We start from the raw sequence: 16,489 nt of genomic DNA, 5'->3' as shown, positions 1-16,489 counted from the left end.
TGCTCCCGCCCTCTCGACCGATTCGACATGTTTGGCATGTTTGGCATGTTCGACTGTTCGACTGCCCCCGATCCTCGGACCTGAAGTCCGCTTGAGGTCAAGCTCCTGTTCGGCGTGTCTTCACTGATGGGTGCATTGTCAGATTTATCCTGGGCGGCGCTCAGCCGTCCGTCGTCGAGAGGAACGTTTCCGTGGGCCAGCTGCCCCTGTTCTTCCTGGTGCTGCTCGCCTCCGTGGTGACCATGCCGCTCGCCCGCAGGACCGGAGTGCCGCAACCGGTCCTGATGACCCTGCTCGGCATCGTCATGGCGCTCGTCCCGCAGATCCCGGACGTCACCATCGAGCCCGAGCTGATCCTCCCGCTGGTCCTGCCGCCGCTGATCTTCGCGGTCGCCCGGCGCTCCTCGGTGCGCTACTTCAAGGCCAACGTCCGCTCGATCCTGCTGCTGGCCGTCGCCCTGGTGGTGGTCACCACGGCCGCAGTGGCCGGGGCGGTGCACTGGCTGCTGCCCGCCCTGCCGGTCGCCGCCGCGATCGCGGTCGGCGCGCTGGTCTCCCCGCCCGACCCGGTGGCCGCCGTCGCGGTGGCCGGCAGCGTCGGCCTGCCCCGGCGCCTGGTGGCGATCCTGGAGAGCGAGGGCCTGTTCAACGACGTCACCGCGATCGTCGTCTACTCGCTGGCGATCGAGGCCGTGGTCAGCGGCGACTTCTCGATCGGCCACGCGGTGCTGCGCTTCATCCTGTCCGCGGTGCTCGCCGTGGTCGTCGGCATCGCCCTCGGCTGGGTCAACACCAAGCTCGCCGAACGCCTGGACGACCCGACCCAGCAGGTCGCGCTCAACCTGCTGGTGCCCTTCGCCGCCTACGCCATCGCCGAGGAGATCCACGGCTCCGGCGTGCTCGCCGTCGTGGTCTGCGCGCTCTACCTCGCCGAGCGGGCCTCCGACGCCGACGCCGTCTCCTACCGGCTGGTCGGCAACGCCTTCTGGGAGGTCGTCGAGATCCTGATCACCGGCGTCGCCTTCGGCCTGATCGGACTGGAGCTGGCCACCGTGCTCAAGGAGGCCGGCCGTGGCTGGACCGGCTTCATCGGGGACGCCGCCGTGGTCATCGGGGTGGTTGTGGTGGTCCGGCTGCTCTGGCTGCTGCCGGCCGGCTGGCTGTCGAAGAAGCTGCGCAGCGGCGACGACGAGGACACCCCGTTCAGCTGGAAGGAGAGCGTGATCCTCTGGTGGTCCGGCATGCGCGGCGTGGCCACCGTCGCCCTGGCCCTCGCCATCCCGCTCTCCCTCCATTCCGGCGAGGACTTCCCCGAGCGCGGCCGACTGGTCTTCATCGCCTTCAGCGTGGTGCTGTTCACCCTGCTGGTGCAGGGCCTCACCCTGCCCTGGCTGGCCAAGCGGCTCGAACTGGACATCGACCAGGACAAGCACGAGCAGGCCGTCCGCCAGCTCTGGTGGCGGGCCGCCAAGGCCGGGCTCAAGCGGCTCGGCGAACTGGAGGAGCAGGACCGGCTGCCCGCCGAGGTCGCCGACCGCCTGCGGGACCGTCAGCACGACCGGCTGGCCCGGCTCTGCCCGGAGAACTACGCCGAGGAGGAGGCCGCCGAGGCCAAGCTGCGGCTCGGTCAGTGGCGGGCCGCCCGGGAGGTCGAGCAGGAGATGATCGCCGCCTCCCGGCGCGAGATGCTCGCCGCCCGCAGTGAGCTCGGCGCCGATCCGGAGCTGGTCGACCAGGTGCTGCGGGGGCTGGACCTGCGCTCGGAACGGAAGTGACGGGGCGTTGACGGGCAGCGGCCCCCGCCGGGCGGAATGTGCGCGACCGGCTCCGCGGTTGCATAGGCTGAGCCCGGGCAGGCCGTCAACGGAGTCGGCGCACCACCGGTACCCGCACGACCTCGCGAACCCTCACCGCCTGGCCCTGCCGGTTTCTGCACCCAGATGAATCGAGGAACCACCGATGTCGGAGACCCGTGCCGACGCCCGCACGCCGCTCGACCGCACCCCGCAGTGGGCCGCCCTCGGCAAGCACCGGGCCGCGTTGGGCGAGACGCACCTGCGCGAGCTGTTCGCCGCCGACCCGGAGCGCGGCCGCCGCTACACCCTCCAGGTCGGCGACCTGCACGTGGACTACGCCAAGCACCTGGTCACCGACGAGACGCTGGAGCTGCTGCGCGAACTCGCCGCGGCCACCGGCGTCGCCGAGCTGCGGGACGCGATGTTCCGCGGCGAGAAGATCAACAACACCGAGCACCGCGCCGTCCTGCACACCGCGCTGCGCGCCCCGCGCGGTGCCGTGATCGAGGTCGACGGCGAGAACGTGGTGCCCGCCGTGCACGCCGTCCTCGACAAGATGGCCGGCTTCGCCGAGCGGGTCCGCGGCGGCGAGTGGCGCGGCCACACCGGCAAGCCGATCCGCACCGTCGTCAACATCGGCATCGGCGGCTCCGACCTCGGCCCCGCGATGGCCTACGAGGTGCTCCGCTCGTTCGCCAAGCGCGACCTCGACGTCCGCTTCGTCTCCAACGTGGACGGCGCCGACCTGCACGAGGCGGTGCGCGACCTCGACCCGGCCGAGACGCTGTTCATCGTCGCCTCGAAGACCTTCACCACCATCGAGACCATCACCAACGCGGTCTCCGCCCGCGACTGGCTGCTCACCGGGCTGGGCGCCGGCACCGAGGCGGTGGCCAAGCACTTCGTCGCGCTGTCCACCAACGCCGAGGGCGTGCGGGACTTCGGCATCGACACCGACAACATGTTCGAGTTCTGGGACTGGGTCGGCGGCCGCTACTCCTACGACTCGGCGATCGGCCTCTCGCTGATGATCGCCATCGGCCCGGACGCCTTCCGCGAGATGCTGGACGGCTTCCACCTGGTCGACGAGCACTTCCGCACCGCGCCGCCGGAGCGGAACGTCCCGCTGCTGCTCGGCCTGCTCGGCGTCTGGTACGGCGCGTTCTTCGACGCCCAGGCGCACGCCGTACTGCCCTACTCGCACTACCTGTCGAAGTTCACCGCCTACCTCCAGCAGCTGGACATGGAGTCCAACGGCAAGTCGGTGACCCGCGACGGCTCGCCGGTGACCTGGCAGACCGGCCCGGTGGTCTGGGGCACCCCCGGCACCAACGGCCAGCACGCCTACTACCAGCTGCTGCACCAGGGCACCAAGCTGATCCCGGCCGACTTCATCGGCTTCGCCGAGCCGGTCGCCGACCTGCTCCCGGGCCTGGTCGCCCAGCACGACCTGCTGCTGGCCAACTTCTTCGCCCAGACCCAGGCGCTGGCCTTCGGCAAGACCCCGGAGGAGGTGGCGGCCGAGGGCGTGCCCGCCGAACTCGTCCCGCACAAGACCTTCCAGGGCAACCACCCGACCAGCACCATCCTGGCCGCCGAGCTGACCCCCTCGGTGCTCGGCCAGCTGGTCGCGCTCTACGAGCACAAGGTGTTCGTCCAGGGCGCGATCTGGAACATCGACTCCTTCGACCAGTGGGGCGTCGAGCTGGGCAAGGTGCTCGCCAAGCGGATCGAGCCGGTGCTGCTGACCGGCGAGGGCGCCGAGCAGCTGGACAGCTCCACCGCCGAGCTGGTCGCCCGCTACCGCGCGCTGCGCGGCCGCTGAGCCCCGGTCGGGCCGTCCGCTCCGGCGGGCGGCCCGGTCCTGTTCCCTCGTTCGCTGATTCGAGCGGGAAACGCCGAGAGGCCCCTCGCTTTCGCAAGGGGCCTCTCGGCTGTCTGTGCGCCGCCAGGGACTCGAACCCCGGACCCGCTGATTAAGAGTCAGCTGCTCTAACCAACTGAGCTAGCGGCGCCTGCTGACAGAGAAGACTTTAGCAGCGCCCGGGGTCCGCGCCAAAATCGAATACCGGCCGTCCGCCGTTCACCCCCCGGTCACGACCGCCGCGCCGGCCGGCACGGCCGCACCGGGCTCCCGGGCCGCCCGCACGCACGCCCACAGCACCACCGAGGCGCCCGGCAGCCACGGCTCCCGGTCCTCCGGGGCGACGATCCACCGGCCGGAGCCCAGCCCGGGGGAGTCCGGGCTGTTCACCATCCGCTGCACCGGCGGCACGGTCACCGCGTCGCCCTTGCCGTGGCACAGCAGGGGCGGCACGTCCCGGGCCCACTCCTCCCAGGCCAGCAGCCGGCGCAGCCGGGGCCCCGTGCCGGGCCGGACGAACAGCAGTGTCCGCCCCCGGTAGGAGGCGACCGGCCCGCAGCCCGGCCCGGAGGCCCACAGCTCGTCCAGCACCCGGCGGCCGAACAGCGACGGCATGCTGATCACGTCGAAGGCGCGACCGCAGGGCAGCACCGAGGGCGCCCAGGGCCGGGCCTCCCAGAGGGCGCGCATGCTGCGCGGGTACTCGCTGGCGGAGGCGAGCCAGGCCTCGCCGGCCACGGTGACGTACTCCACCGACTGGTGCGTCCAGATGTCCACGGGCAGCAGCCTGCGCGGTCCGGGGGCCGGACGGGAGGGAAAGCACGGTTTGCCGGACAGGACGACGGGGAACGGCGTACCCTTCCCCGCTCGCGCATATGCCAACGGCCGTTGCCCCGGTCCGGCGCCCGGGTGCGCTCAGTCCTCGTGGCGGCGGGGCTGGAGCAGCCCGCGGCCGTACTCGATCATCTTGGCCGCGTAGTCGGGGGTCCAGTCCGCCCGCTGCGCGATCTCGGTGTCGGACAGCGCGTCGAAGCGGCGCGGGTCGGCCAGCTGCGCGGCGGCGACCGCCTGGAAGTCGGTGGCCCGCTCGGCGGCGGTCCGGAAGGCCAGGGCCAGCTCGGTGGAGCGGCGCAGCAGCTCCGCGGGGTCGTCGATCGACTCCAGGTCGAAGAATCGTTCCGGCTCCGGTTCGGCGGACTGCGGCTCGAACAGCAGCTGCACCGGACGCAGACGTCGCGCGGGGTCGGCCTGACCGCCGTGGTCGGACGCCTTCGTGTGGGAGTCGGGCATGGACGGACACCTCCGGGTCTCGGTGGGGGTGGGCGGCGGCTGCTCCGGGCCGCGCCGCACGGCCGTGGCCGCCGTCCATTGTCGCGCGGCGGCGGCCGGTAACGGAACGGTGCGCGTGCGGGCGCTATTCCCCCGTACGCGCCGGGGTCGCGCTACTCCTTCGGATGGTCGGGCGCGCGCGGTGTCGTCGGGGCGGCGGGGCCGTCGTTGTCCCGGGTGTTCCAGTGATCCACCACCCCAGGGAGAACCCATGCCCGTGCGCAAGGGCCTCACGGCCGCCCTCCTGCTGATCACCCCGGCCCTCGGGCTGGTCGCGGCGCCCGTGGCCGAGGCCGCCGAGACGACCACCGTGGTGACCGGGCCCGTGAGCCTCCCGGGCGGCTGGTCGACGGCGACCTGCCCCGGAGGCACCCACCTCACCGGGGGCGGCTACACCTTCCGGCCCGCCACCTCCGGCGACGCCGTCCTGGTCAACGCGCCGAACCCCGACGACCCGGGCACCTGGGTGGTGCGGGCCAGGTACGGGACCGTCCGGGCCTACGCCGCCTGCGAGACCGAGGCCTGATCCGCCCGGCCGCTCAGCCCAGCCGCACCCGGTGGCCGCTCAGGTGGTGCAGCACCTGGTGGTTGGCCTCCCAGCCGTCCGGGAAGGTGACCGGGGCGCCCAGCTGGACCGGCTCGGTGGACGGGTGTTCGTCCAGCAGCTCGCCGATCCCGGCCCGGGCCACCACGATGCAGGCGTGCCGGTGCCGGGAGGCGAGCACGCACAGCCGGCCGGTCTCCAGGTGGAAGGCCGTCGCGTCGGGCCGTCCGGAGAGCGGGTGCAGCACCACCGTGACGTCGTACTCGCGGCCCTGCAGCCGGTTGGCGGTGTCCACCGTGACGGCCGGGCCGACCGTCCGGTCCACCGGAACGCCCACCTTGAGCAGGGCCGCACGGACGGCCGCGGCCTGGTCCCGGTGGGCGGTGCCGACCGCGATCCGGTCCGCGGTGAGCGGGGCCTCGCCCTGCTCGGAGCGGGCGGTCAGCCCGCGCTCCAGCAGCCGCCGGACGGTGGCCGCGACGGCCGCCACCGCCTGCGGGTCGGTCCGTACGGTGTGCCGGGCGGGCAGTTCCAGCAGCGCCCAGCCGTGCTCGGCGGCCCGGTCGATCGCGGCGTCCAGCGCGCCGCCGTTCGGCCGGACGGCGGGGGTCAGCAGGCGGTCGTCCGGGCCGGTGCCGGAGCGGAACGGCGTGTACGGGTAGAACGCCCGCGAGATCAGCGGCGCCGCGCTGGCCGGCAGCCGCCAGGAGACCGGCAGCCGGTGCGGCTCGATCTGCGGGTTGTGCGCCAGCATGGTGACCACGGCGCTGCTCGACGGGTCGTACGACAGGCCCGCCCACTGCTCGGTGCCGACCACGGTGAACGGGTCCAGCTGGCCCGGGTCGCCGACGAACAGCGCCCGCTCGAACAGCCGGGCCACCGCGAGCAGGGCGTCCGACCGCATCTGGTACGCCTCGTCGACGATCGCGTGCCGCCACGGCGCCTCGGTCCGCACCCACTGCCACTTGGCCGAGGTGGAGACCACCACGTCGTGCTCGACCAGCTCGGCGACCTTGTCGGAGGGCGTGACGTTGGCGTGCTTCAGCACCTCCGGGCCGGGCCGGGCATCGGCGGCATGCAGCCGGCCGATCGTCAACTCCGGTGCCTTCTCGGCCAGTCGGCCGACCAGGTCGTCCACCTGGCCGTTGGTCTGGGCGACGATCATCAGCCGCTCGCCGGCCTCGACCAGCTCCCGGGCCGCCCGCACCACCAGCGTCGACTTCCCGGCGCCGGGCGGGGAATCCACCACCACGCCGCGCGGGGCGCCGGTCGGCGGGTGGACGGTCGCGGCCAGGATCCGGGCCACGGCGGCGTCGGCGGCCGCGCCCGGCGCCTGCTCGGTGCTCAACTCGGCCATCACTCCCACTCCTCGGAGACGGACGGGGCGGGTGCGGGCGCGGTGCCGGGCGGGCCGCCGTGCGTCCACGGGGTGTCGTCCGGCTCGGGCAGCGGCGCGGACTGGCGGACCGTCAACTCGAACAGGGTGAAGGTGACCGGATCGCCGGGCTCGGGCAGGCTGCCCGGCTCCGGCTCCTTCTTGCGGCCCATGCCGGACAGCAGGCGCAGGGTGATGGTGCCCCCGGCCGGGTCGACCGCCGCGATCTCCGCCTTCTGCGGGGACCGCCCGCCGCCCGCCTCCGGCCGGGGGGACCCCCACACCCGGTGCGCCTCCCGCCCGAGGTCCGCGTGCGGGCGGTCGGCGGTGCGCAGGGTGACCAGGGGGCGCGGCTTGGGGGAGCGGCCGGTGGTGTCGTAGTCCGGCACCACCTCGGTCACCACGCCGCTGAACGCCTCGCCGGCCAGCCGGTGTTCGGCCATCGCCAGCGGATCGTCCAGCGCCTCCTGGACGTCCAGCCGGGCCTGTTCGCGCTCGCGCTGGGCGAGCTTGCGGGCGGCCGTGACGGCGTCGTCCTGCCGCGGCTGCGGCGGCTCGCCGGCCGCCAGCCGGTCCCGGTGGCCGGTGTAGGACCAGCGGTCGCCGGTCCAGCGCTCCGCCAGGTGCCCGGCGGGCGGCAGCCCGCGCAGCAGGTCCAGTCCGCGCCAGACGTCCCGCCAGGTGGGCAGCAGCACGGCCGCGAGCACCTCGCGCAGCTGCTCGACCGCCGTCCGGACGGCCGCCCGGGCGCGCCCCGCGGCGGCCTCGTCGCGCTGCTCGGCGCTGTGCTGCAGGGCGGCCGTCGCGGTGTCGTAGCGGGCGATCGCCGGGGCGAGCACGAACTCGTCGAAGCGCGGATCGGTGGCCGGGCCGGCCGGCGGGTGCAGCAGCTGCCCCCGGTCGTCCCGGGCGGACTCGGCGCGCTCGGCCGCCTCGGCGCCGGTCAGGCCGGCCGGCGGGGCGTGCCAGGCCAGGTGGGCGGCCAGGTGCTGGTCCTCCAGGTGGCTCTGGCCGGTGGCCCAGTGCCGGCCCAGCAGGCCGGTCATCGGCAGCAGCAGGCTGGTGCCGGGCACCTGGGCGCGGTCGGTGAGATGGGTCAGCCAGCGGCCGAGCAGCGGCACCCGCACCGGCGCCGGGTACGGGCCCGGCTCGTCGTCCTCGACCGTGCGGCGGAACCGGGTGGAGCGGCCGAGCAGGGCCAGGTGCCGCACGCCCGCGCCGTTCGGCACGATCAGCTGCGGCGCGTCGGCGCACAGCTCGCGGAACACCTGGGTCTTCTCGCCGCTCTCCGGGTCCTTCTCGGAGCCCTCGATCTGCTCCACGTCCTCGGCGAAGGACTCCAGGTACGGCAGCAGATCGGCGGCCAGCTCGGCCAGGAAGTCGAACCGCAGGGTGCGGTTGAGCGGCTGCGGCACCAGGTGGAGCCGGGGCGCGTCCCGGTCGGTGCCCAGCATCACCGCCAGCGGCGCGCCGGCCTCACCGGCGGCCGTCAGCGGCACGACCACCATCGGGCGGTCGGACAGGTGCCGGTGCCGGACGGTGGCCAGCGGCTCGGCCCGCCCGCTGCGGACGGCCTCCAGCCGGGCGAGGGTGGTCAGCAGACTCATGCGTCCGCCCCCGCCTCGGGCCCGCCGCCTGCGCGGACGGCCGCGCCGCGCCCGCTCATGCGTGACCCGCCGGGGCCTTGCCCAGCGCCTCGGCGCGCAGCGCGGCCGCGTAGGCCAGCCGTTCGGCCGCCTCGTCCACGTCCACGTCCACGTCGGCGTTCGGGCCGGTACCGGCTTCGGCGGTGGCCAGTGCCCGCGTCACCGTCCGGATGCTGCCCAGTTCGCCGCGCACGCCCCGGCCGAGCTGCTCGACCCGGTCGCCGCAGCGGGCCCGGGCACGGCAGTGGAAGCCGAGCTCGCAGGTGGAGAGGCAGTCCGGGCCGTACGCGGCGGGCACCGCCTCGACCGAGGCGGCCAGCTCCTCGGCGGAGCGGGCCGGCACGCCCTCCTCGTCGGCCGCCAGGTCGAAGTCGGCGCCCGCCGGCAGCTCCGCCAGCAGCCGGTCGATGCCGGTCATCCGGCTCAGCTGGCGGCGGGTGGTGGCCAGTTCGCGGCGGACGTCGACGGCGACGGCCGTCGGCCGGTTGCCGAAGTCCTTCGGGCAGACCAGCAGCACGCTCGACCGGGGGCTGCCGGGCAGCCGCTGCTCGGTGTACGGGTCGGCGGCGAGCGGTCGGCCGGCCAGTGCGGCGGCGGCCTGCTGGAGCGCCAGCACGTACACGGCGGCCTGGCGGGCGGCGGCGCCGACCTTGGCCGGGTCCGCGCCGCCGTCCAGCACCGGGAAGGACTTGATCTCGACCACCGTGCACCGGCCGCCGTGCACCACGACCGCGTCCGGCTCCAGGTAGGCGGTGCCGCCGGCCACGTCGAGGCGCAGCATCGGGTGGTCCAGCAGCGTCCAGGCGTCCGGGTCGGCGGCGGCCCGGGCCAGCGCCTCGACCGTCCGGTCGGCCCGGACGGCGGGCCCGGAGCGGTGCAGCAGATCCGGCACCTGCAACGGGGCGCCGCCGTCCGCCGGGACGCCGAGGTGGCCGCGCAGCGGCTCCAGCAGCGCGGCGTAGTCGTCCGCCTTCAGCCGGGACTCGAAGATCACGCCGCGGGCGATCGCGAACGGGGACTGCCCGAAGGGCGCGGGGCGGCCGAGCCGGGCGGCCAGCGCCGACTTGTCCACCCCCGCCGCGTCGAGCACGGCGCGGCGGTGGCAGCCCGGATTGGCGGCGAGCGCGGCGAGGGAACGGGCGTTCAGGCTGCGCTGCGGCGCGGGACCGCGCAGTTCGGCGAGCCGCTGGGAGAGCGGCTCAGCGTGCCCGGTGGACGGGACGTTCGTCGAGACGTTCATGGTGCGGCCCAGTGTCGCACCCGGGTCCGACAATGCGGTGCGGACCGGTCCGTTCCGGCCTGAACCGCGCGTGCGTGCCGGATGGGGACACCCCGCGCCCCGGTCGACCAGGGCGCGGGGTGCCCCCATCCGGCACCGTTTCGGCCCGGCCCCGGCCCCGGCCCCGGACCCGGCCCCGCTTCCGGCCGAGGCGACGGCCCCGGACCCGGCCCCGCACCGTTTCGGCCCGGCCCGCGATCGTGTCCGCCGTCCGGGTGAGGGATCATGGAACCCGGTGCTCAAGGGTGAGACCGACCGTTGCCACCACCCCGCTGCGAGGAGCCTCCCATGCCCGCCCGAATCGTGCTGGTCCGCCACGGCGAGACCGAATGGTCGGCCACCGGCCGTCACACCGGTCGCACCGACATCCCGCTGACCGAGGAGGGCCGCGCGATGGCCCGGGCGCTCGGCGCCCGCCTCGCCAAGGCCCCCTGGAACGGGCTGCCGGACGCGCTCGTGTACACCAGCCCGCTCGGCCGCGCCAAGGAGACCTGCGCCCTGGCCGGCTTCGGCGACCGGGCGGTGGAGCGCCCGGAGCTCCTGGAGTGGGACTACGGCCAGTACGAGGGCCGCACCGGCGCGGACATCCGCGCCACCGACCACCCCGGCTGGCTGATCTGGCGCGACGGCGTGCCCGGCGGCGAGAAGCTCTCCGAGGTGGCCGCCCGGGTGGATTCCTTCCTCGCCGGCCTCAACGAGGAGCACGGCGTCCCCGAGTCGGACACCACCGTCATGCACTGCGCGGACCGGGACGTCGTCCTGTTCGCGCACGGCCACCTGCTGCGCATCCTGACCGCGCGCTGGCTGGGCCTGCCGCCCGAGTTCGCCCAGCGCTTCAAGCTCGGCACGGCCGCGCTCTGCGTGCTCTCCTGGGAGTACGGCGCGCCGGCCGTGGAGGTCTGGAACGACCTCTCCCATCTGGAGGGCCTGGCCGCCGGTCACTGACGGACCATCAGGGGCCGTGCCTCAGGCGGCCGCCGCCAGGTCGTACCCGGCCAGGAAGTGGCGGACCTCGGTCACGGCGGCGTGCGGGCGCAGCCGTTCGGCGGTGTCCGCCAGCATGCTCCGGATCCGGGCCGAGCGGACCTCGCCGAACAGCGCCACGGCGGCCGAGCCGTGGTGCGCCGCACCCGCCAAGTCGCCCCGGCCCAGCCGGTCGTGGGCCAGCTCGGCGGTGTACAGCACCCGGTTGCGGACGAAGTGCGGCTTCTGCAGCGTTATCGCCAGCCCGGCCTGCTCGCTGGCGCGGTCCCAGTCGCCGAGCGCGGACCAGCACTGCGACTGCAGGCCGGCGATCTCCGCCTCGCCGAAGAAGGACATCCACTCCGGATCGCCCTCGGAGCGGCCGCGGTCGAACAGCGTGTACGCCCGGGCGATCGCGCGTTCGCAGGCGGCGCGGTCCTGTAGCAGCGCCCAGCCGCCGGCCTCCCGCATGGCCAGCAGCGCGAGCAGCCGGGCGGAGTCCAGCTGCCGGGCGGCGACCTGCCCGGCCTGGGCGGCGCGCAGCGCCTCGCGGGGGCGGCCGGCGTCCCGGGCGAGGAAGGCGCTGTTGCAGAACACGTGCGCCTCCAGCGCGGCGTCGCCGGCCATGCGGGCGGTGGCGAGCGCCTCGGCGTAGAGCGAGCGGGCGTCCGCCAGCCGGTTCGAGTCGTGTGCCAACCAGCCGACCGAGATGGCGAGTTCGCCGGCTCCGGCCTGGAGCCGGCGTTCGGTCTCCGCGCTGTACTCGCCCTCGTTGAGCAGCAGGTAGGCGGTGCGCAGCGACTGCCCGGCGCGTTCGAACAGGGTGTCACCGCCGTGCGCGTCGTCGGCCAGCCGGATGTCCCGGACGGCCTGCTCGACGCCGAACACCTCGGCGGCGCCGACCCTGCGGGGTGGCGGTACCGGCCCGGGGCGGCCGGGCACGAAGGCGCCGGGGCCGGGGTCGAACAGCACCGGTGCGGCGGGGTCGGCGGCGGCACTGCCGGTGGCCGCGGCGGCGGCCACGGTCGGCCGGTCGATGCCGATCACGGTGGCCAGCGCGGTCGGGCCGCCGGCCAGGAACGTACGGCGACGCACGTCGTCGTTCTCCTCGTCGAGATAGGGCGATCCATCAGGCCCCCGGGGCACCGCGACGGTCCTCGGCCACGGGGGCCCGTCCGGAGCGGCTGGATCCGCGTACGGCGAGGCAGCGTACGGGAGTTGAGTGGAGAGCGGTGAGCGCGGGGCGGGCGGGGGCGGGAACGGCGGGTGGAGCGGGGGGACTTCGGCCCTCCCGCCGGCGCCGTCCGCCGGGCGGCGGCGGACGGCGGTCCGGGGGGCGAAGCCGAGTTCGGTGAGCGTGCGATCCGGCCACATGTGCCGGAAGACCCGCTCGTAGGCGTAGTTGGGGCAGCGGATCTCACCGGATTCGACCCGCCCGACGTAGCGGGCGTCGCAGGACACGTGCTCCCCGATCTCCCGGGCCGCCCGGCGCACGGCCATGGCGAACTCGCCGGGTGAACGGTCGCCGCGCAGTGCGCGCATCACGGTGTTGGGTGACGGGCGGTTCGGCTCGGCCGGTGGGGTGGCTGCCATGGTGCGCTCCGTGGTCGTGCGGAGGGTGGTGGTGCGGGTGCGCGGCCGGCGGCGCCGGAGGTGCGCGGGTGTCGGGTGACGGGGGTGGGGTGCGGATGGGCCCGGGTGGGGTCCGGGTGTCGGCGCGGTGGTGTGCGACGGTGCGGGAACGGCCCGGTGTGGCCGGTGGGGTCGTCGTGACCCGCCACCGACAGTACCCGGCGTGACCGGTCGACCACAGCCGGTTTATGGGAGATGTGACCTCAATTCGGTATAAAGCGGGCGGGGTTGTGGGGTATCCGCCATGAAATGCCATGCCTTGCTGTAAGGCGCCCCGTGGCCTGTGACGCGTCCGCCGCGTTGTCCTGATACGTGGAAGCCCAGGCCGTCGCCCCGGCCCGCCGCCCGTCCCCGCGGCCCCCACCTCCCGGGCGGCGGCGCTTCCGACCCGACGAGGTACAACAGGAGGGCCCATGATGGCCACCGGACTGCCGCAGTACCGACCGGCCGCCGGGGGCGTGCTCGCCGGCGCCGCCCCCGCCCTGCTCCCCGACCCCGCCGACGACCGGATCCCCGGCCGGGGCCCGGTCGAAGGCGGCCGCGCCCCCTGCGGCGGCCGGCACCCCGGCCACCGCCTCGTCCCCGGACCGGACCAGGACACCCTCGTCGCCACCTGCGACACCGTGACGGTCGCCCTGCGGCACGGCCTGGAGACGGTCGACATCCTGCGCCTGCGCCGCGCCTGCGGGGCCGTCCTGCAGAGCCGCAACGGCAGCACCGTCACCTTCCTCGTCCCCGCCGGCACCAGCGAGACCTGGCACCTGCCCGGCAGCTCCTGTACGGCCGGCGCCCTGTTGCCGACCGCCACCGACCCACGGTGGGTGATGCCCCCCTCGGGCGTCGCCTGCGCCGCCCGCCCCACCGACGCCTGGGTGCTCCGCTCCGCCCTCTGCGAGGCCGCCTGCACGCTCACCGCAGGCGGCCTCGGCCCGTTCTAGCGGGCGTGCCGTGCGGATCCCGCCGGGCCCGCGAGCCTGGCCCGCCCCTCCGGCCGGATCCACCCGGCACGCCCCCGGACACCCCTGACCAGCGAGGCCGCCCCGCCCGGCGGCGATAATGGCGGTCATGGGACGAAGCAGCAGAGCCGCCCGGGGCGCGGGCCGCGGCACCGAGCGCGACACCGGACCGGACGTCACCGGCCCCGGCGGCCGCACCCACGCCCAGGGCCCGCTCACCCGTCCGGTCGGCTCCGGCCTGGCCGAACTGCGCCCCGACCGGGACCGCCCCGCGGCCTGGTCGCTGCTGATCGACGGTGCCCCGCAGTCCATGGTCGACCTCGCCGACCCCACCCACCTGGGCTTCGAGTACCAGCGCCGGCTCGGCCACCTGATCGACCTGGTCGCCCCGTCCGGCCGCCCGCTCACCGTGCTGCACCTCGGCGGCGGCGCCCTCACCCTGGCCCGTTACGTCGCGGCCACCCGGCCCCGGTCCCGCCAGCAGGTTGCCGAGATCGACACCGCGCTCACCGAACTCGTCCGCACCGAGCTGCCGTTGGAGCGCGGCTGGCAGATCAAGGTGCGCGGCGCCGACGCCCGCAGCGTGCTCGAACGCACCCCCGAGGGCAGCGTCGACCTGGTCATCGCGGACGTCTTCTCCGGCGCCCGCACCCCGGCCCACTGCACCACCGTCGAGTTCACCGCCCTCGCCGCCCGCGCCCTCGCCCCCGGCGGCTGGTACGCGGCCAACATCGCCGACGGTTCGGCCCTGCCCTTCGCCCGCTCCCAGATCGCCACCCTCGGCGCGGTCTTCCCCGAACTGTGCCTGGTCGCCGACCCCGCCGTCCTGCGCGGCAAGCGCTTCGGCAACCTCGTCCTCGCCGCCGCCCACACCCCCCTGCCGATCGCCGACCTCACCCGCCGCGTCGCCTCCGACGCCGCCCTCGGCCGGGTCGAACACGGCCCCGCCCTCACCGCGTTCGCCGCCGGGGCCGTCCCCGCCACGGACGCCACCGCCGCCCCCTCCCCGGCCCCGCCCCCGGGCGTCTTCCGCTGACCGTCCGACGGGGTCGGCCCGCCGCGGCCCGGGCCTCGCCGCCACCTGAAACCCATGGGTGGCCGCCCGAGTTGCGGCCGACAGGGGCGGTCGCCGTTCGGCCGGCGCCGTTGCACCGTCGACGCCGAGCCGAACGCCGAGCCGAACGCCGAGCCGAACGCCGAGCCGAACGCCGAGCCGAACGCCGAGCCGTTCCACCTGGCGATGGGAGCGATCCGGATCGGCAGCACGCCATCGGGTTCGATCCCCCGGGCGTGGACTTCCGTTGCCGGCGCCGGAACCGCCCCCTGGGGCGTGAGCCCGTTCAGTGCCCGCGCGGCAGGCCCCGGTGCTTGCACATGGCCGCGCCGGTCAGCAGCAGCCCGGCGGCGATCGGCGCGAGGACGGCGGTCGCGGTGGCGGAGCCGTCGTCCACGGCCGTCACCGTGGCGGTGTCGGCGAGTGCGAGGGTCTCCTCGGGCGTCTCGGCGGGCGCGCCGGGCCCGATCGGCCGGGAGACGGCGGCGCCCGCCTGGTCGCGGTTCGTGGCGGGTCCGGCGGCGCCTCGCCCGTTCGGGGTGGCGGTCTCCTGGACCGGTGGCGCCCCGGCCGCCAACGCCCGTCCGCCCGGGGTGGACGGGGCGGCGGACCGGACGCCGGTGGCGCCGGACCTCGCGGTGGCGGGCAGTTCGGCGGGCTCGCCGTCCCGGGAGGCGCGAGTCTCGGCGGGGCGGCCCTGGGCGGGGACGGTGTCGAGCAGGCCGGAGGCGAGCGCGAAGGCGTCGGGGACGGCGGCCCGCTGGCCGGGCAGGGGGAGTCCGCCGGCCCGGATCCGGTCCTGGAGGACGCTGCCGACCGCCCCGGCGGCGCCGTCGATCCCGGTGCCGGTGCCGGAGGCGGAGGCGGTGTCGGCCAGTTCCCCGACGAGCCCGGGGGAGGTGCGGGCGGCCTCCTCGGCCGCCGGTCCTTCGGGGGCCGGCCCTTCGGGTGTCGACGGACCGGCGTGCGCCGACTGCCCGTCGCGGGGGGCGGACTGGCCGTGCGCGGGTCCGCCGGGCGCGGTGCGGCGGACGGTGGCCTGCTCCGGCAGCGGGTCGGCGGAGGCGTACGCGCAGGGGGCGCCGAAGCCCCAGAGTTGCGCGAGGAGGGCGCCGCCGGCCGCGAGGGCGCGGGGCAGCCATCGGCCGATCGCGCACCGCGCGCCGACGCCGCGGGGGGCGGGTTCCTGGGGCTTGGTCGCGTGATTGGCTCGCATGTGAGTTGAGAACGAGCGGACGGGCCGTGAGGTCACGCCCGCCGTCACGCCCGCCGTCACGGACAGTCATCGCGCGAGTGGCCCCGGGCCGGGCTGCCCGGGGCCACCGGCCGTGGAGCGGTCAGGAGTTGGGGCGCAGCGTCCAGGTGACGGTCATCACGCCGGTGACGGCGCCGTCGGCGCGGGTGATCTCGACGGTGACCGGGAACTCGGGGCGGCCGCCGGCGTCCAGCTCGGCGACGACCTCGGCGGCGGGGCGGCCGAGGACGGCGGTGGCGGTGACCTCGCCCATGGCGAGCTTCTTGTAGGCGATCTCGGCGTTCACCGCGAGCGGCACGGCCCGGGAGAGCTGGTCGCCGAAGGCGGCGAGCACGATGCAGCCGCTGGCGGACTCGGCCAGGGTGAACATCGCGCCGGCGTGCGGCCCGCCGACGTGGTTGTGGTACGCGGGCTGGTCGGGCAGCCGCAGCACGGCGCGGTCCGGGGTGGTCTCCAGGTACTCCAGCTTGAGGGTGCGCGCCATCGGCACGGTGGAGTCGAGCAGCTGGCCGATCGAAGGTGTGGTCATGGCGGCAATGTTACTAGTCGGTAGCTTCTGGCGGCAGGCCTGCGCCGGGAAAACCCGAACCGCGGTGGACAGTTGAGGGAACGCGAAAACGCCTGAGGGGCCGATCTCTTGAAGAGATCGGCCCCTCAGGCTCTGGGGTGAGTGACGGGACTTGAACCCGCGGCCACCTGGACCACAACCAGGTGCTCTACCAACTGAGCTACACCCACCATCTGTCCGGCTCGTTCCCGCTTTCGCGTTCCCGTTCCGACAGGAAGAACTCTACAG

The 16,489-nt window shown here is 75.2% G+C and carries 14 protein-coding genes and 2 tRNA genes; 6 read left to right on the top strand and 10 right to left on the bottom strand.

All coding sequences use genetic code 11. The annotated features are described in order from the left end of the window. Window positions 1-191: 191 nt before the first annotated feature. Window positions 192-1,775 (top strand): Na+/H+ antiporter, encoded by a 1,584-nt coding sequence (locus tag ACIPLC_RS19505; protein WP_400474240.1) that lies wholly within the window; start codon window positions 192-194, stop codon window positions 1,773-1,775. Window positions 1,776-1,959: 184 nt separating this feature from the next. Continuing rightward, entirely contained in the window at window positions 1,960-3,621 is a 1,662-nt protein-coding gene (gene pgi, locus ACIPLC_RS19500) for a glucose-6-phosphate isomerase (protein ID WP_400474239.1), read from the top strand. A gap of 116 nt (window positions 3,622-3,737) precedes the next feature. Here pgi and ACIPLC_RS19495 read toward each other — a convergent pair. From ACIPLC_RS19495 to ACIPLC_RS19485, 3 genes are all read right to left on the bottom strand, one after another. Beyond that, window positions 3,738-3,811, bottom strand: a tRNA-Lys gene (locus ACIPLC_RS19495). 68 nt (window positions 3,812-3,879) lie between these two features. Then, the gene (locus tag ACIPLC_RS19490) at window positions 3,880-4,437 is read right to left on the bottom strand and encodes a bifunctional DNA primase/polymerase (protein WP_400474238.1); all 558 of its coding nucleotides are present in this window, start codon (window positions 4,435-4,437) and stop codon (window positions 3,880-3,882) included. A gap of 138 nt (window positions 4,438-4,575) precedes the next feature. After that, complete coding sequence (locus ACIPLC_RS19485) at window positions 4,576-4,950, bottom strand: hypothetical protein (protein ID WP_400474237.1); 375 nt, start codon at window positions 4,948-4,950, stop codon at window positions 4,576-4,578. Between the two features lie 250 nt (window positions 4,951-5,200). Between ACIPLC_RS19485 and ACIPLC_RS19480 the strand changes: the two genes are divergently transcribed. Next, a complete protein-coding gene (locus ACIPLC_RS19480) occupies window positions 5,201-5,515 on the top strand; it encodes a hypothetical protein (protein ID WP_400474236.1) in 315 nt (104 codons plus the stop codon). Window positions 5,516-5,528: 13 nt separating this feature from the next. Here ACIPLC_RS19480 and ACIPLC_RS19475 read toward each other — a convergent pair whose 3' ends face one another. From ACIPLC_RS19475 to ACIPLC_RS19465, 3 genes are read right to left on the bottom strand one after another with little or no spacing between them, the layout of a single operon-like run. After that, window positions 5,529-6,890 (bottom strand): AAA family ATPase, encoded by a 1,362-nt coding sequence (locus ACIPLC_RS19475; protein WP_400474235.1) that lies wholly within the window; start codon window positions 6,888-6,890, stop codon window positions 5,529-5,531. Continuing rightward, window positions 6,890-8,515 carry a hypothetical protein gene (locus ACIPLC_RS19470; protein WP_400474234.1) on the bottom strand — a complete coding sequence of 542 codons (1,626 nt, stop codon included), beginning with the start codon at window positions 8,513-8,515 and terminating at the stop codon, window positions 6,890-6,892. The genes ACIPLC_RS19475 and ACIPLC_RS19470 overlap by 1 nt, the downstream gene beginning before the upstream one ends. 55 nt (window positions 8,516-8,570) lie before the next feature. Continuing rightward, window positions 8,571-9,794: a hypothetical protein gene (locus tag ACIPLC_RS19465; protein WP_400474233.1), complete on the bottom strand. Its 1,224-nt coding sequence runs from the start codon at window positions 9,792-9,794 to the stop codon at window positions 8,571-8,573. A 327-nt stretch (window positions 9,795-10,121) separates the two neighbouring features. On the opposite strand from ACIPLC_RS19465, the gene ACIPLC_RS19460 reads away from it, so the two are divergent. Then, window positions 10,122-10,778, top strand: coding sequence for a histidine phosphatase family protein (locus tag ACIPLC_RS19460; RefSeq protein ID WP_400474232.1), 657 nt, complete (start codon window positions 10,122-10,124; stop codon window positions 10,776-10,778). A gap of 21 nt (window positions 10,779-10,799) precedes the next feature. On the opposite strand, the gene ACIPLC_RS19455 is transcribed toward ACIPLC_RS19460, so the two are convergent. Beyond that, the gene (locus ACIPLC_RS19455) at window positions 10,800-12,389 is read right to left on the bottom strand and encodes a tetratricopeptide repeat protein (protein ID WP_400474231.1); all 1,590 of its coding nucleotides are present in this window, start codon (window positions 12,387-12,389) and stop codon (window positions 10,800-10,802) included. 452 nt (window positions 12,390-12,841) lie between these two features. Between ACIPLC_RS19455 and ACIPLC_RS19450 the strand changes: the two genes are divergently transcribed. Then, window positions 12,842-13,366 carry a hypothetical protein gene (locus tag ACIPLC_RS19450; RefSeq protein ID WP_400474230.1) on the top strand — a complete coding sequence of 175 codons (525 nt, stop codon included), beginning with the start codon at window positions 12,842-12,844 and terminating at the stop codon, window positions 13,364-13,366. A gap of 118 nt (window positions 13,367-13,484) precedes the next feature. Next, window positions 13,485-14,420, top strand: a complete 936-nt coding sequence (locus tag ACIPLC_RS19445) for a spermidine synthase (RefSeq protein WP_400474229.1) — start codon at window positions 13,485-13,487, stop codon at window positions 14,418-14,420. A gap of 304 nt (window positions 14,421-14,724) precedes the next feature. On the opposite strand, the gene ACIPLC_RS19440 is transcribed toward ACIPLC_RS19445, so the two are convergent. The 3 genes from ACIPLC_RS19440 to ACIPLC_RS19430 all read right to left on the bottom strand — a co-directional run bounded on the left by ACIPLC_RS19440 (window position 14,725) and on the right by ACIPLC_RS19430 (window position 16,431). Beyond that, the gene (locus ACIPLC_RS19440) at window positions 14,725-15,654 is read right to left on the bottom strand and encodes a hypothetical protein (RefSeq protein ID WP_400474228.1); all 930 of its coding nucleotides are present in this window, start codon (window positions 15,652-15,654) and stop codon (window positions 14,725-14,727) included. A gap of 121 nt (window positions 15,655-15,775) precedes the next feature. Further along, a complete protein-coding gene (locus tag ACIPLC_RS19435; RefSeq protein WP_400474227.1) occupies window positions 15,776-16,222 on the bottom strand; it encodes a DUF4442 domain-containing protein in 447 nt (148 codons plus the stop codon). 133 nt (window positions 16,223-16,355) lie between these two features. Further along, a tRNA-His gene (locus ACIPLC_RS19430) sits at window positions 16,356-16,431 on the bottom strand. Window positions 16,432-16,489: the final 58 nt, after the last annotated feature.

It is taken from the genome of Kitasatospora sp. NPDC086801, assembly GCF_044745805.1.
Lineage (GTDB): Bacteria > Actinomycetota > Actinomycetes > Streptomycetales > Streptomycetaceae > Kitasatospora.
Note: the sequence above shows the minus strand (reverse complement) of the source record. Positions and strands in the feature narration are given on the sequence as shown.

Bases quoted from the DNA above. Each gene is read 5' to 3' on its own strand.
- pgi (WP_400474239.1), top strand. From the start codon at position 1,960: ATGTCGGAGACCCGTGCCGACGCCCGCACGCCGCTCGACCGCACCCCG.
- ACIPLC_RS19485 (WP_400474237.1), bottom strand. From the start codon at position 4,950: ATGCCCGACTCCCACACGAAGGCGTCCGACCACGGCGGTCAGGCCGAC.
- ACIPLC_RS19480 (WP_400474236.1), top strand. From the start codon at position 5,201: ATGCCCGTGCGCAAGGGCCTCACGGCCGCCCTCCTGCTGATCACCCCG.
- ACIPLC_RS19475 (WP_400474235.1), bottom strand. From the start codon at position 6,890: ATGGCCGAGTTGAGCACCGAGCAGGCGCCGGGCGCGGCCGCCGACGCC.
- ACIPLC_RS19470 (WP_400474234.1), bottom strand. From the start codon at position 8,515: ATGAGTCTGCTGACCACCCTCGCCCGGCTGGAGGCCGTCCGCAGCGGG.
- ACIPLC_RS19465 (WP_400474233.1), bottom strand. From the start codon at position 9,794: ATGAACGTCTCGACGAACGTCCCGTCCACCGGGCACGCTGAGCCGCTC.
- ACIPLC_RS19460 (WP_400474232.1), top strand. From the start codon at position 10,122: ATGCCCGCCCGAATCGTGCTGGTCCGCCACGGCGAGACCGAATGGTCG.
- ACIPLC_RS19455 (WP_400474231.1), bottom strand. From the start codon at position 12,389: ATGGCAGCCACCCCACCGGCCGAGCCGAACCGCCCGTCACCCAACACC.
- ACIPLC_RS19450 (WP_400474230.1), top strand. From the start codon at position 12,842: ATGATGGCCACCGGACTGCCGCAGTACCGACCGGCCGCCGGGGGCGTG.
- ACIPLC_RS19445 (WP_400474229.1), top strand. From the start codon at position 13,485: ATGGCGGTCATGGGACGAAGCAGCAGAGCCGCCCGGGGCGCGGGCCGC.
- ACIPLC_RS19440 (WP_400474228.1), bottom strand. From the start codon at position 15,654: ATGCGAGCCAATCACGCGACCAAGCCCCAGGAACCCGCCCCCCGCGGC.
- ACIPLC_RS19435 (WP_400474227.1), bottom strand. From the start codon at position 16,222: ATGACCACACCTTCGATCGGCCAGCTGCTCGACTCCACCGTGCCGATG.